General features: G+C 63.5%; 15 protein-coding genes and 1 tRNA gene. 8 read left to right on the forward strand and 8 right to left on the reverse strand.

Annotated elements, in window-relative coordinates; all coding sequences use genetic code 11:
• The first annotated feature begins 40 nt into the window (after positions 1-40).
• Complete coding sequence (locus AC0L21_RS31300; protein ID WP_473265599.1) at positions 41-1,336, forward strand: MFS transporter; 1,296 nt, start codon at positions 41-43, stop codon at positions 1,334-1,336.
• Between the two features lie 10 nt (positions 1,337-1,346).
• Here AC0L21_RS31300 and AC0L21_RS31305 read toward each other — a convergent pair whose 3' ends face one another.
• Positions 1,347-2,012, reverse strand: coding sequence for a glutathione S-transferase family protein (locus AC0L21_RS31305; RefSeq protein ID WP_473265600.1), 666 nt, complete (start codon positions 2,010-2,012; stop codon positions 1,347-1,349).
• A gap of 150 nt (positions 2,013-2,162) precedes the next feature.
• Here AC0L21_RS31305 and AC0L21_RS31310 point away from each other — a divergent pair, with 150 nt between their 5' ends.
• The 3 genes from AC0L21_RS31310 to panE all read left to right on the forward strand — a co-directional run bounded on the left by AC0L21_RS31310 (position 2,163) and on the right by panE (position 4,637).
• Positions 2,163-2,759 (forward strand): DUF2239 family protein, encoded by a 597-nt coding sequence (locus tag AC0L21_RS31310; protein ID WP_473265601.1) that lies wholly within the window; start codon positions 2,163-2,165, stop codon positions 2,757-2,759.
• 126 nt (positions 2,760-2,885) lie between these two features.
• The gene (locus tag AC0L21_RS31315; protein WP_473265602.1) at positions 2,886-3,500 is read left to right on the forward strand and encodes a 2-hydroxychromene-2-carboxylate isomerase; all 615 of its coding nucleotides are present in this window, start codon (positions 2,886-2,888) and stop codon (positions 3,498-3,500) included.
• 213 nt (positions 3,501-3,713) lie between these two features.
• Positions 3,714-4,637, forward strand: coding sequence for a 2-dehydropantoate 2-reductase (panE, locus tag AC0L21_RS31320; protein ID WP_473265603.1), 924 nt, complete (start codon positions 3,714-3,716; stop codon positions 4,635-4,637).
• Positions 4,638-4,649: 12 nt separating this feature from the next.
• Here panE and AC0L21_RS31325 read toward each other — a convergent pair whose 3' ends face one another.
• From AC0L21_RS31325 to AC0L21_RS31340, 4 genes are all read right to left on the reverse strand, one after another.
• Positions 4,650-5,243, reverse strand: coding sequence for a c-type cytochrome (locus AC0L21_RS31325; protein ID WP_473265604.1), 594 nt, complete (start codon positions 5,241-5,243; stop codon positions 4,650-4,652).
• A 215-nt stretch (positions 5,244-5,458) separates the two neighbouring features.
• A complete protein-coding gene (locus tag AC0L21_RS31330; protein WP_473265605.1) occupies positions 5,459-6,751 on the reverse strand; it encodes a PQQ-dependent sugar dehydrogenase in 1,293 nt (430 codons plus the stop codon).
• A gap of 378 nt (positions 6,752-7,129) precedes the next feature.
• Entirely contained in the window at positions 7,130-8,116 is a 987-nt protein-coding gene (locus AC0L21_RS31335) for an NAD-dependent epimerase/dehydratase family protein (RefSeq protein WP_473265606.1), read from the reverse strand.
• 75 nt (positions 8,117-8,191) lie between these two features.
• A tRNA-Gly gene (locus AC0L21_RS31340) sits at positions 8,192-8,266 on the reverse strand.
• 275 nt (positions 8,267-8,541) lie between these two features.
• On the opposite strand from AC0L21_RS31340, the gene trxA reads away from it, so the two are divergent.
• Both trxA and AC0L21_RS31350 read left to right on the forward strand, forming a co-directional pair.
• Positions 8,542-9,465: a thioredoxin gene (trxA, locus tag AC0L21_RS31345; protein ID WP_473265607.1), complete on the forward strand. Its 924-nt coding sequence runs from the start codon at positions 8,542-8,544 to the stop codon at positions 9,463-9,465.
• Positions 9,466-9,533: 68 nt separating this feature from the next.
• Positions 9,534-10,211: an LON peptidase substrate-binding domain-containing protein gene (locus AC0L21_RS31350; protein ID WP_473265608.1), complete on the forward strand. Its 678-nt coding sequence runs from the start codon at positions 9,534-9,536 to the stop codon at positions 10,209-10,211.
• Positions 10,212-10,340: 129 nt separating this feature from the next.
• Here the strand turns inward: AC0L21_RS31350 and AC0L21_RS31355 are convergent, their stop codons facing one another.
• The 3 genes from AC0L21_RS31355 to AC0L21_RS31365 form a co-directional block, all read right to left on the reverse strand.
• Entirely contained in the window at positions 10,341-10,934 is a 594-nt protein-coding gene (locus tag AC0L21_RS31355; RefSeq protein WP_473265609.1) for a cytochrome b/b6 domain-containing protein, read from the reverse strand.
• 59 nt (positions 10,935-10,993) lie between these two features.
• The gene (locus tag AC0L21_RS31360) at positions 10,994-11,272 is read right to left on the reverse strand and encodes a PepSY domain-containing protein (protein ID WP_473265610.1); all 279 of its coding nucleotides are present in this window, start codon (positions 11,270-11,272) and stop codon (positions 10,994-10,996) included.
• Between the two features lie 213 nt (positions 11,273-11,485).
• Entirely contained in the window at positions 11,486-11,836 is a 351-nt protein-coding gene (locus AC0L21_RS31365; RefSeq protein WP_473265611.1) for a hypothetical protein, read from the reverse strand.
• A 107-nt stretch (positions 11,837-11,943) separates the two neighbouring features.
• Here AC0L21_RS31365 and AC0L21_RS31370 point away from each other — a divergent pair, with 107 nt between their 5' ends.
• Positions 11,944-12,474 carry a TetR/AcrR family transcriptional regulator gene (locus tag AC0L21_RS31370; protein ID WP_473265612.1) on the forward strand — a complete coding sequence of 177 codons (531 nt, stop codon included), beginning with the start codon at positions 11,944-11,946 and terminating at the stop codon, positions 12,472-12,474.
• 60 nt (positions 12,475-12,534) lie between these two features.
• Positions 12,535-12,732 (forward strand): Trm112 family protein, encoded by a 198-nt coding sequence (locus tag AC0L21_RS31375; RefSeq protein WP_007598651.1) that lies wholly within the window; start codon positions 12,535-12,537, stop codon positions 12,730-12,732.
• The last annotated feature ends 219 nt before the right edge of the window (positions 12,733-12,951 follow it).

A 12,951-nucleotide genomic window follows, 5' to 3' on the forward strand; every position in this document is an offset into this window, starting at 1 on the left:
CCAAAGAAACTACGAAAGAAAACACTGTCGGGAAACGCACATGACCACCGTCGATCCGAACCAGCGCATCGAACGCGCCGAGATCGAGGACACCAGCCTTCTCGCCTTCTATCGCGACATGAACGCGCCGGAACGGCGGACGTTCTGGGCCTGCGCAGCAGGCTGGGCGCTCGACGGCATGGACTTCATGATCTATCCGCTGGTGATCGGCACCATCATCGCGTTGTGGAAGGTCGATGCAGGATCGGCCGGGCTCGCCGGCACCGTGACGCTACTGGCCTCCGCGATCGGCGGCTGGCTCGGCGGCTATCTCTCCGACCATATCGGCCGGGTCAGAACGCTCCAGATCACCATCATCTGGTTCTCTTTGTTCTCGCTGGTGTGCGCGGTCGTGCAGAACTTCGAACAGCTCCTGATCGCACGCGCGGTGCTGGGCCTCGGCTTCGGCGGAGAGTGGGCGGCGGGCGCCGTGCTGATGGGTGAAGCGATCCGGCCGCAATATCGCGGGCGTGCGGTCGGCTCGGTGCAGTCGGGCTGGGCGGTCGGCTGGGGCCTCGCGGTATTGTCGCAGGCGATCCTGTTCTCGGCGTTGCCCGCGGAGACAGCGTGGCGCTGGATGTTCGTGATCGGTGCGCTGCCGGCGCTGCTGGTGTTCTACATCCGCCGCTCCGTGACCGAGCCGGAGATAGCGGCTGAGGCTCGCGCCAGGCACGCCGCGAGCGGCAATCGCCCGGCGCTCTGGGAAATCTTTTCAGGCCCGATCCTGAAGACCACCATCCTGGCGTCGCTGATGGCGACGGGCTGCCAGGGCGGCTACTACGCCGTCACCTTCTGGGTGCCGCAGTTCTTGACCAAGGAGCGGCATCTGTCGATCGTCGGCTCGACCGGCTATCTCTCGACCCTGATCATCGGTTCTTTCATCGGCTATCTTACCGGCGCGTGGCTCGCCGACCGGATCGGACGGCGCAATCTGTTCCTGATCTTCTCGATTGGCGCCATCGCGATTGTGCTGCTCTATACGCAGCTGCCGCTGACCAACGAGGTCCTGTGGGTGCTCGGCTTCCCACTCGGCTTTTTCGCTTCGGGCTACTTCTCCGGCGTCGGCGCATTCCTGACCGAGCTTTATCCAACGCGACTGCGCGGCTCGGGCCAGGGATTCTGCTACAATTTCGGCCGCGGCATCGGCGCGCTGTTTCCGTTCCTGGTCGGAGCGCTGTCGGCGACGACGTCGCTTGCGAATGCGATCGCGATCTTCGCGGTGGTGGCGTATGCGCTGTTCTTTATCGCCGCCTTCGCGCTGCCGGAGACGCGCGGGCGCGTGCTGCATGCGGACTGATGCAGGCTAACTATCGTCCGACCTGATACGGCCCGCCCTTTTCGAGGGCGCGGCTGTACGCCGGCCGCGCATGAATGCGCTCCAGGAACGCCATCGCCTTGGGGTGGCCGAGCTCGAGCCCGCCACGCGCCTGGGCCGCTTCGAGCGGAAAGCTCATCTGGATGTCGGCGGCGGTGAACTCGTGACCGGCGAACCACTCGCTCTTGCCGAGCTCGCCTTCCCAATAGTCCATGTGCTGCTTGAGCTGCGGATTGACCAGCGCAGTCAGCGCCTGGTTCGAGACCTTGCGCACCAGCGGGCGGAGCAACGCGGGCGCGCGCTTCGGCATCAGCGTGAACAGCAGCTTGAGCAGCAGCGGCTGCATCGCCGAGCCTTCCGCATAGTGCAGCCAGTAGGTGAAGCGCAGCCGCTCGGGCGTGTTCGGTGGCGGGACCAACCGGCCGTTGCTGTAGGTGGCGATGAGATATTCGATGATCGCGCCGGATTCGGCGATGGTGTTGCCGTTGTCGGTGATGACGGGCGACTTGCCGAGCGGATGGATGGCGCGCAGCTCCTTCGGCGCGCGCATGTCCGGCTGGCGCTGATAGCGCACGATCTCGTAGGGCACGCCCAACTCCTCGAGCAGCCACAGCACGCGCTGCGAGCGGGAATTGTTGAGGTGGTGAACGGTCAGCATCGCGTGGTCCCCGGGGGCTAAGCATGGTCGATCGGCCGCGCGTTCGTGCCAGCCCGGGAACACAATGTCGAGCCATCCGGTCGGATATTTTCATCCGGGTATATTGACCTTTGCAATTTACCCGGGTATTAAAGTCTCAACATGATCAATATGGCAATGATTCCAATGCAGAAGACTTTCACCGCCTTCCAGGGTTCACGCCGCCTGGTCTCCGGGCCAGCCGGAGAGGTCGCGCTGGTTATCAAGCGGATGGCGGAGCGGCCGGACCAGCCCATCATCATCTTCGAGGACGCCACGGGCCGGTCGATCGACTTCGATCTGCGCGGCGGAGACCGCGAGGTGCTGGCGCGGCTGGCGAAGCTTGTCCCCCCCCCGATTGAGGAGACCGCATCGGCGAGCGAGCCACGCGGTCGCGGCCGGCCGAAGCTCGGCGTGGTCGCGCGCGAGGTGACGCTGCTGCCACGGCACTGGGAGTGGCTCAGCGCGCAAGCTGGCGGCGCTTCGGTCGCGCTACGGAAACTTGTCGAAGAGGCGCGGCGTGCCAGCGGCGACAAGGATCGCGAGCGGCAGGCGCGCGATGCGGCCTATCACTTCATGTCGACCATGGCCGGCAATCTGCCGCAGTTCGAGGAAGCTTCACGCGCGTTGTTTGCGGATGACCGGCGGCGATTCACCGGACTGATCGCAGATTGGCCCGCCGACATCCGCGACCACATCGTCAAGCTCGCCTACAGCGACCGCGCTTGAGCTCAGGCGTTCGTACGTCCGACTCGCGCCCAACGTGTTCGCGCGCTCACAATATTATGACCGTCATTAAACGATGGACCCGCGGCGCGCGCTGCGCCACAATGCGAAAAAGCGACGTCAGGGAGGATGATTTTGACCCGCGCAGCCCCGCAATTCCTATTCGATTTCGGCAGTCCGAACGCCTATCTCAGTCATCTCGCGATTCCCGCGATCGAGCAGCGCATCGGCGTCAAATTCGAGTACGTGCCGATCCTGCTCGGCGGCATCTTCAAATCGACCAACAATAAGTCCCCGGCCGAGACGCTTGCCGGCGTCAAGAACAAGCGGGAATTCCAGGCGGTCGAGACCGAGCGCTTCGTCAGGCGCTTCAAGGTGCAGCCCTATGTCTGGAATCCCTTCTTCCCTGTCAACACGCTGAACCTGATGCGCGCGGCAATCGCGGCGCAGCTCGAGGGCGTGTTCGAGCCATATGTCGAGGCCGCCTTCCACCACATGTGGCGCGAGCCGAAGAAGATGGACGATCCGGAAATCGCCGCGAAGGCGCTGGCGTCCTCCGGCCTCGACGCGCAAAAGCTGTTCACCCGCGCGGCGGAACCCGAGGTGAAGGGCAGACTGATCAAGAACACCGAGGAGGCTGTCGCGCGCGGCGCGTTCGGCTCGCCGACCTTCTTCGTCGGCAACGAGATGTTCTTCGGCAAGGAGCAGTTGCGCGAGGTCGAGGAGATGGTCTCGGGGAAGTGATTTTCGTATGATGGACAGAGCGAGCCATCATCTCTGATGTCGTCCTGGCGAAGGCCAGGACCCATAACCACCGAATCGCGTTTGGCGATAAGCTGGGCCTCCGACTTGTCCGACAATAGGCAGTCGGGGTAATGGGTCCTGGCTTTCGCCAGGACGACGGCAAGAAACAACGACGACGGCAAGAAGCAATCAAGAAACAACAAGGACAATCCCATGCGTATCCTCGTGGTCGGCGCTGGCGCCATCGGCGGCTATTTTGGTGGCAGGCTGTTGCAGGCCGGTCGCGACGTCACCTTCCTGGTCCGGCCACGGCGCGCCAGCGAGCTCGCGAGCGCGGGTCTTGTCATCAAGAGCCCGAACGGCGACGTGACCTTGAAGAATCCGCCAACCGTTCAGGCCGACGCGCTCAAGGACAAGTTCGACGTCGTGCTGCTCAGCTGCAAGGCTTTCGACCTCGACGACGCCATCAAGTCGTTCGCGGCAGCAGTCGGACCGAATACCGCGATCATTCCCATGCTCAACGGCATGAAGCATCTCGACATCCTCGACGACAAGTTCGGCAAGGAGCGCGTGCTCGGCGGCCTCTGCGCCATCGCCGCGACGCTCAACGAGAAGCGCGAGGTGGTGCAGCTGCAGCCGATGCAGTCGATCAACTACGGCGAGCGCGATGGCAAGCTATCGGATCGGGTCAAGGCGATCGACGAAGCCTTCAAGAGCGGCATCGCTGGCGCCACCGCGAGCCAGAACATCATGCAGGACATGTGGGAGAAATGGGTGTTCCTCTCCTCGCTGGCGGCGTCCACCAGCCTGATGCGCACCTCCGTCGGCAATATTCTCGCCGCGCCCGGCGGCAGGGATTTCCTGCTCGGCATGCTGGACGAGACCAGCGCGATCGCCGCCGCGTCGGGCTACACGCCGGGCGGGCCGTTCTTCGAGCGCGTGAAGGGCAACCTCACCACCGAGGGCTCGCCGATGACGGCCTCGATGTTCCGTGACGTCAAGGCGGGCCTGCCGGTCGAGGCCGATCACGTCATCGGCGACCTCATCGCGCGTGCCGACGCCGCCAAGGTGCCGGTGCCGAAACTGCGCATCGCCTACACACATTTGAAGGCGTATGAGAAGCAGCGGGCGAGGTAGGCGCACCCCGCGCTATTTGAAATACGCGAGATAGTGCGAGACGGCGGTGATTTCCTCATCGCTCATGTGATAGGCGACATCGGCCATCGCGGCGCCACCGCCGCCGACGCGCTGGCTGCTCTTGTAGTCGTGCAGCGCCTTGACCAGATATTCCTCGCGCTGGCCAGCGAGCCGCGCGACGGCCTTGGTGCCGGCAAAGCTATCCGTATGACATGAGGCGCAGCGGCGGCCGGTGGCAACTTGCGCGCCCTTTTTCGACAGGTCCGGATCCTTGTCCTCCGCCGCTGTCGGCGGCGTCAGCGCGGCGAAATAGGCGCCGAGATTGCGGACGTCCTCGTTGGTGATCTCCTCGGCGATCGGCTGCATCTGGTCGTTCTTGCGCGAGCCGGCGCGAAAAAACACCAGCTGCCATTGCAGGAATTGATCGGGCTGGCCGGCGAGCGAGGGAATGTTCTCGGTTTGCGAGATGCCGTTCTCGCCGTGGCAGCCGGCGCAAACGGCGGCCTTCTCCTTGATCGCGGCATTGTCGGCGGCGCTTGTGGGGAGAGAACCGAGCGCGAGAAGCGCAACCGCGCTGATTGCGTGCGAGATGAACTGCCGGCGCATGATTGGGATTCCGATCTATCGACCGCGCCGTTCCAGGGCAAAGAAGCGCGAGCTATGATGCGCAACTGCGCATCTGAGAACTCGATAACCCGCGTTCGTGGCCAAGGGTTCCGGACTTGCGCGCAAGCGGTGCGCAATCAGGAACGACAGCGTGCGAAACTGAAATGAGAAAGGCTGCGGCGCCCCTCGGCACCGCAGCCTCGTGTCGTCTTGCGCTACTTCTTGCTGTAGCTGATGCGGTAGATCGCGCCGGCCCAATCGTCGGCAACGAGAATCGAGCCATCCTTGGCGAGGATGATGTCGTCGGGACGGCCGAGATAGCCCTGGTCGCCCTCGATCCAGCCGGAGGCGAACACCTCCTGCTTGGCGTTCTTGCCGTCGGGCCCGACGATCACGCGCATGATGCGGCCGCCTTGGTACTTGTGACGATTCCAGGAGCCGTGCTCGGCGATCAGGATGTTGTTCTTGTACTCGGCCGGAAATTGGTCGCCGGTATAGAACTTCATGCCGAGCGGAGCGACGTGAGCGCCGAGGTTCAGCACCGGCGGCGTGAACTCGGAGCATTTGTGGCCCATCGCGAACTTGGTATCCGGCAGGTCACCCTGGTGGCAGTAGGGATAGCCGAAGTGCTCGCCGATCTTGCTGATCATGTTCAGCTTGTCCGAGGGCAGATCGTCGCTGATCCAGTCGCGGGCATTCTCGGTGAACCAGTACTTGCCGGTGCGCGGATCGACGTCGCCGCCGACCGAGTTGCGAACGCCGAGCGCATAGATTTCCGCATTGCCGGTCTTGGGATCGACGCGGCGGATCTGCGACACGCTGGTCGGGGGCACGCCGATGTTGAAGGGCGGTCCGAACGGAATGTAGAACCAGCCTTCCTTGTCGACCGCGATGTATTTCCAGCCATGCGCGGCATAGGACGGCATGTCGTCATAGACGACCTTGCCCTCGCCGGGATTGTCGAGCTTGTTCTCGATGTCGTCGTAGCGGATCAGCTTGTCGACCGCGATGACGTAGAGCGCACCGTCCTTGACGGCCAGACCGGTGGGCATGTTCAGCCCCTTGAGGATGGTCTTGACCTCTTTCTTTCCGTTGTTGTCCTTGATGGCGTAGACGTTGCCGAGGCCGAACGAGCCAACGAACAGCGTACCCTTGTCACCCCAGGCCATCTGCCGCGCGGCCAGCACGCCGGACGCATAGACCTCCATCTTGAAGCCCGCCGGCAGCTTGACCTTCTTGACGATATTGGCGAGCTCGGCGTCCGACGCGCCGGTGGGCGGACCCGACGGCGGCGCCAGGCCCTTTTGCGCCTCGGTCTCGTCGCCGAGGAACCAGTCGTCCGGTGGATGGGTCCAGAACTCCTTGGTGCCGGATTCGTATTTCTTCAGCGGCTTGTTCTTGTCCTGCTGCTGCGCGTGACCGACGCTTGTCCCCGCGAGAAGGGCAATTGCTGCAAGCGCCAGGACGGATTGAAAGGCGGATTGAAAGACGGATCGATGGAATTTCATCGCGTCACTCCCCTAAGGCAGCCATCAGGGCTGCACATTTATTTTATTTTGCTGTCGAGAGGCGAAGTTCGGACTCTGTCGAGAGGACAGACGCGGAAGGTTAGCACATCTTCGAGCGGTGAGAAGCGCGCCGCGTGCGCCGCGATAGCGCTCAGTAAAAATTGAGACGTAAAGTCAATGATGGCGAATGCGGCGACGACACCGCTCTCGCTGCAGCGCGGAATCAAGATCACGCGCGGTTAATTTGCAGGCAGCAGGAAGCCCGGGACAAAAAAACGCGAAAACAACCCCATGCACAGTAGAACGGCTGTAGCCAGCTTGCTGCCGGTGACTCCGGGTAGACATCTGAGGCGTCGAGCGAATTAGCAAAGATCGCGACTACGGGGCGACGGGGTAGGGACCATCGTCGAAAATCGTCTCATGATAGCCTTTCGATCCGACAGCGCGCGCCAGGGTGCTGCGAAAATCGAGGTCATCGCGAAGACAGTTCAGGACATGCGCGAAGTCGAATTCGGGCCGCCAGCCCAGCTCGCGCCGCGCGCGCGCGTTGACATAGACGCGGTCGATCGCGGGGAACAGCCGCCAGCCGCGCGCAGCAAAGAGCTCCGCACAATCCGGATAGAGCTCGCGCACGACACCGGCCGCGTCACGTGCCAGCGCAGACAGGTGGCGCTGCTCAAACGGGCTCGTGGCCGACACGATGGTGCGGGCAAACCCGATGTCCGGCGCGCGCTCGGCGGCGAGCAGATGGGCGCTCACCGCGTCCGCGATATCCAGCCGGCGATAGAGCAGCTCGTTGGCCTGCGCGTTCTCCGCCGCGTAAGCCGACCGCATCGCCGGATCGTCATCGTCTTCCGGGAAGAAGCGCGAGGTCCTCAAGATCACAACGGGCAGGCCGCGCTCGCGACAGAACAGCTCGCACAGAGTCTCAGCCATCAGCTTGGTCGTGCCGTAGATGTTCTTCGGGATCGGCGGCAGGTCCTCGGTGACCCACACCGCGGCCTGTCCCGCCTCGGAGCGGAGCTGCGAGCCGAACGCGCTGGTGGTGCTGGTGAAGACAAAACTGCGCAGGCCGGCGGCCGCGGCCGCTTCAAGCAAATTGAGCGTGCCGGTGACATTGGTGTCGACAAAGTCTTGCTTGCTGTGGGTCGCCACGTGCGGCTTGTGCAGCGCCGCGGCGTGGATCACGGCGGTGACGCCGTCCATCTGGCGCCGCACGAAATCGGGATCGACGATCGAGCCGACGGCATCGGTGAAGGCCGATGTCTTCAGGTCGATCCCACGCGCAGGCGAACCGCGCCCGCGGAGCGTGCGGAGAAGGGCTTCCCCGAGATGGCCCGCGCTGCCTGTGACCAGAATTGTCATTCGTGACCCAATACAGCCGCCAGCGGCGTGGAAACCACGTGCCCGTCCGGTCCGGCTGGATGCTTTGGGAAAAATTGGAGCGGGCGAAGGGGCTCGAACCCTCGACCCCGACCTTGGCAAGGTCGTGCTCTACCACTGAGCTACACCCGCATCCTGTGTCGGTCGCATGACTGCGCCGGCAACGGCTGTCGTATGCCAAAAGCGGGAGGGGAATGCAACAGCTACCGGCGGCATAGATTTGCAATCGGAGGCCCGATACGGACCCGAACGCGGCCAAATGACCCAAAAATGCCCCGGAACCGGCGAATCGGCCCGCATGGATTGAAATTCGGCCGTCCCGGCCCAATTTAGGGCCAACAGCGAAGCATATGAATTGGCGACGTGCTAAAGACCCGCCAATTCCAGACATCAGACGAGGGGATCCCGTGACGATCATCGACCAGGGTAACGGAGCAGCGGGCCCGGCTGCCGCCGATCTGATCAAGGACACGACCACCCAGACCTTCGTGAAGGACGTTATCGAGGAATCGAAGCGCCAGCCGGTGCTGATCGACTTCTGGGCGGAGTGGTGCGGCCCCTGCAAGCAGCTCACGCCTTTGCTGGAAAAGGCGGTCAAGGCCGCCAAGGGCAAGGTCAAGCTGGTCAAGATGAACATCGACCAGCACCCGGCGATCCCGGGCCAGATGGGCATCCAGTCGATTCCGGCGGTGATCGCCTTCGTCAACGGCCAGCCGGCCGACGGCTTCATGGGTGCGGTCCCGGAGAGCCAGCTCAACGCCTTCATCGAAAAACTGACCAAGGGCGTGACCGCGCCGGGTGAGCCGAATATCGCGGAAATCCTCCAGGAAGCCGAGGCCGTGCTCGCCGAGGGCGATGCCGCCGCGGCCGCCCAGATCTACGCGGAAGTGCTGCAGCTCGAATCGACCAATATCGCAGCCCTTGCCGGGCTGGCGAAATGCTACGCCGTCTCCGGTGCGATGGAGCAGGCCAAGCAGACGCTCGCCATGGTGCCGGAATCCAAGCGCAACGACCCGGCTGTGAAAGCCGTGCAGACCGCGATCGATCTCGCCGAGCAGGCGGAGCAGCTCGGGCCCGTCGCCGAGCTGGAACAGAAAGTCGCCGCAAACCCGCTCGATCATCAGGCCCGCTTCGACCTTGCGATCGCGCTCAACGCCCAAGGCAACCGGGCAGCGGCCACCGAGCAACTGCTCGCGATCATCAAGCGCGACCGCAAATGGAACGACGACGGCGCCCGCAAGCAGCTGGTGCAGTTCTTCGAAGCCTGGGGCGGCACGGACGATGCAACCATCGAGGGACGCAAGCGCTTGTCGATCATCCTGTTTTCCTGACGATGATTGATCCATCACAGCCGGCGGAGCGTTAGGCATCGTGACTTGATGCGGACAATGGGGACCAGATGCCGATCAACATCGAATATCGCGGGCCCGCCGACCTTCCGGAGATCCTTCCGGTGTTTCCGTTGCCGGGCGCGCTGCTGCTGCCGCGCGGGCAGATGCCGCTCAACATCTTCGAGCCGCGCTACCTCGCGATGATCGACGATGCCTTCCGCGACGGCCATCGCCTGATCGGCATGATCCAGCCCGACATCGCGCACTCGCCCAAGAATTCCGACAAGCCGGCGCTATTCCGTGTCGGCTGTGTCGGCCGCATCACCCAGCTCGCCGAATCCGGCGACGGCCGCTACATCCTCGAGCTCACCGGTGTCTCGCGCTTCAAAGTGCTCGAGGAGCTCGAAGTGCTCACCGCCTACCGCCAGTGCAAGGTGGATTTTTTCGCCTTCGTCGACGACTTCACGCCGCGCATGGGCGAGGACGAGGTCGATCGCGAGGCACTGCTGACGGTGCTGGCGGATTTCTTGAAGGCCAACAACCTTAAGGTCGACTGGGAGGGCGTCGAGACCGCCCCCAACGAAGCGCTCGTCAACGCGCTGGCGATGATGTCGCCCTATGGCGTGGCCGAGAAGCAGGCGATGCTGGAAGCGCCCGACCTGAAGACCCGCGCCGAAATTTTGATCGCGGTCACCGAGATGGATCTCGCCAAGAAGCGCACCAGCGGCGATCCGCCGCTGCAGTGAGGGCGCGCGTCGTCACGTCAGAAACGCCGTCATGCCCGGGCTCGTCCCGGGCATCCACGTTCTTCGTGCAACAGGTAAGGCGTGGATGGCCGGGCCAAGCCCGGCCATGACCGACAGTGTGCTTGCGCGTTACGAATGACCCCGGATGCGCTTGCGGCCGGTGATCATCGCGCTGATCAGGTTCTCGCGCTGGAGACGTCCCATCATCAGCACGCCCAGGACGTGCAGCACGACCAGGACGATGACCGCGTCCGACGAATAGTGGTGGGTGTCCTCGACCCACCAGACGCCGAAAAAGGTCACCGTCACCGACATCGCGCCTGATATCGTCGAGACCGCGAGCGAGACCAGCAGCGCCACCAGCATCAACGTGCCGGCGGGATTGAGCCCGATATAGCGGCCGGTGATGCCGCGGCGCAGATTCCAGAGATAACCTGGCGCGGCCCGAAGCCTGACGCCGACCATGCGGAAGCGCGAATAGCGGCTTCCCCAAAGACCCCAGACCAGACGGAACGCAACAAGCCCGAGTACGGTATAACCGACGATGCGGTGAAGTCCGTCATAGACGGTCGGCGTGAACCACGCGGCCAGAACGCAAGCCGCGAGCAGCCAGTGCCAGAGCCGCAGCGGGAGGTCCCAGACCGCGACCGTCCGCGAAGCGGTTCGATCCGCGGGGGTCCGGTTGGACCCCCTGCGTGCGTGCGGTACCGTTTCTTCGATCAAGCGAGGACCACCCTCAGGCATGACTTTGCGCAGACCGCGAGCAGACCATCTCGCGCGGTCTACTTTGCAATCGTGTGCTTCAGGCTGAGATCTTCGGGGCTGTAGAACAGCTCGTAAAGCTTGCCTTCCTTGACGCCGTAGACCTCGTAGCACGAGCCTTCGATCTTGGAGCGCCGCACCTCGTAGCCCAGCGCCTTGGCCTTGGCTTCGGCTTCGCTCGCCGGCTTCCACGACGCCTTGTCGAGCTTGGTGCAGTCCTTGAAACCATCGGCCAAGGCCGCCGATCCCATGCCAATCCCGATCGTCAATGCAACGGCAGCAACACGAATAACCTTCACGAACGTCTCCTCTTCTGTCGTGGGCGCTACGCCCTGAGGCGAAGCGGGACCGAAGGAAGCAAAGCACATGATGAAGTCAATCCGCAGCTGCGGCGCAAGCCTTTAGAGATATTCTAACGATCCGAAAAAGCTCAGCGCCCTCCGTGCGCAACGTGCATTTGTCGCGTCGATGCGGCCTTACGCCTCACAACAGGCATGACTGCGATATGCCGCTCAGTAGCCGGCGACCGCCATCGCGACGACGGCACTCAGAGCCATCCATCCAAAATGCCGGCCGCGTGTGGCCCATGCGTTGGCGCAAGCAGAGAAGCCGAACACGCCAACCATGGTGATGACGATCCAGTGGCGCGCCGGCTCCGATTGCATCCAGGGCGCCGCGATCAGGAGCACACCCCCGCCGATCCAGGCGACGGTCGAAGCCTGCCAGACCAGGCGGATCAGGGTGCGGAGCCGTTCCGGCTCGATGCGAGCGCGGGCAAAGACCTTGGTCTCGCCGAGAATGCCATGAATGAGGGCCACGGCGATGGTCAGGACCCCGGCGCACTGGAGCAAGAGATCACGCATCGTCAAAGCTCCCTGCAAATCTCATCCATACAGTTATGTATGGTGAGATAGGCGCTGGCCTGTCGGTTGTCAATACACTAGTGTATGGCTTGCATCCGGAACCGGACATGGCCGAACAGCTGAACGCCGACGATTGGATCAAGCAAGGCCTGAAGGCGCTCGCGCGAGACGGCTTCACCGCGCTGAAGGCCGATCCGCTGGCGAAAGCCATTGGGGTCTCGCGCGGCAGCTTCTATTGGCATTTCGCCGATCTCGGCGCGTTCCATGCTGCTCTCTTGAGGCGTTGGCGCGAGATCGCGGCCGAGCAGATCATCGCCGATGTCGAGGCGGACGGCGACGAGCCGCTGAAAGCGCTGCTGCGCAGGACTTTTGGCGCGCGGCTCGACCTCGAGCGCGCGGTCCGGAACTGGGCGGCCTTCGATGCGGCGGCACAATCGGCGGTGCGTGCCATCGACCGGCGCAGGCTCGACTATATCGAAGAGCTGCTGAGGAAGCGCGGGTTCGAGGCGGCGACGGCGCGAGCCCGCGCGCAAATCCTGTACTGGACGTTTCTCGGCTTCGCCTTGTCGGGCCCGCCATCGCCGGCCGCGCGGCTCGAGGGCCTGCTCGACGAGATCCTGCGGATGGTTTCAGCTTGAGCGACGCGATGGGCTGCTACGATTTTTTATGCTAGAGGCAACCGACCGCCGGAGACCCCCATGAACGCGCCCACCGAACGCCCCGAAGCCAGCGTCGATCCCAAATTGCTGGAGATTCTGGTCTGCCCGCTGACCAAGGGCCCGCTGGAGTTCGATTCTGCAAAGCAGGAGCTGATCTCGCGCAGCGCGAAGCTCGCCTATCCGATCCGCGACGGCATCCCGATCATGCTGCCGGAAGAGGCCCGCAAGATCGATTGAGGGCGTGTAGCGCGCCGGTCGTTTGGCGCGATGACCGCGCCACACTCCCACTGTCGCCCCGGTGAAGGCCGGGGCCCATAACCACCGAATTGGGTTGTTGCGCGAGCTGCTCACTCCGAGTCTTCGCAAAACGATTGCTGCGGCGTATGGGTCCCTGTGTCTTGGAAGTCTGTCAGGATGAGGGTGGGCGGGAAGCCGTTGGGTCCTTGGCGCTTGACG

The sequence above is a fragment of the Bradyrhizobium sp. WSM4873 genome (assembly GCF_055811355.1).

Excerpts from the sequence above, each read along its gene's own strand:
- AC0L21_RS31300 (WP_473265599.1), top strand. The coding sequence starts at position 41 with ATGACCACCGTCGATCCGAACCAGCGCATCGAACGCGCCGAGATCGAG.
- AC0L21_RS31305 (WP_473265600.1), bottom strand. The coding sequence starts at position 2,012 with ATGCTGACCGTTCACCACCTCAACAATTCCCGCTCGCAGCGCGTGCTG.
- AC0L21_RS31310 (WP_473265601.1), top strand. The coding sequence starts at position 2,163 with ATGGCAATGATTCCAATGCAGAAGACTTTCACCGCCTTCCAGGGTTCA.
- AC0L21_RS31315 (WP_473265602.1), top strand. The coding sequence starts at position 2,886 with ATGATTTTGACCCGCGCAGCCCCGCAATTCCTATTCGATTTCGGCAGT.
- panE (WP_473265603.1), top strand. The coding sequence starts at position 3,714 with ATGCGTATCCTCGTGGTCGGCGCTGGCGCCATCGGCGGCTATTTTGGT.
- AC0L21_RS31325 (WP_473265604.1), bottom strand. The coding sequence starts at position 5,243 with ATGCGCCGGCAGTTCATCTCGCACGCAATCAGCGCGGTTGCGCTTCTC.
- AC0L21_RS31330 (WP_473265605.1), bottom strand. The coding sequence starts at position 6,751 with ATGAAATTCCATCGATCCGTCTTTCAATCCGCCTTTCAATCCGTCCTG.
- AC0L21_RS31335 (WP_473265606.1), bottom strand. The coding sequence starts at position 8,116 with ATGACAATTCTGGTCACAGGCAGCGCGGGCCATCTCGGGGAAGCCCTT.
- AC0L21_RS31350 (WP_473265608.1), top strand. The coding sequence starts at position 9,534 with ATGCCGATCAACATCGAATATCGCGGGCCCGCCGACCTTCCGGAGATC.
- AC0L21_RS31365 (WP_473265611.1), bottom strand. The coding sequence starts at position 11,836 with ATGCGTGATCTCTTGCTCCAGTGCGCCGGGGTCCTGACCATCGCCGTG.
- AC0L21_RS31370 (WP_473265612.1), top strand. The coding sequence starts at position 11,944 with ATGGCCGAACAGCTGAACGCCGACGATTGGATCAAGCAAGGCCTGAAG.
- AC0L21_RS31375 (WP_007598651.1), top strand. The coding sequence starts at position 12,535 with ATGAACGCGCCCACCGAACGCCCCGAAGCCAGCGTCGATCCCAAATTG.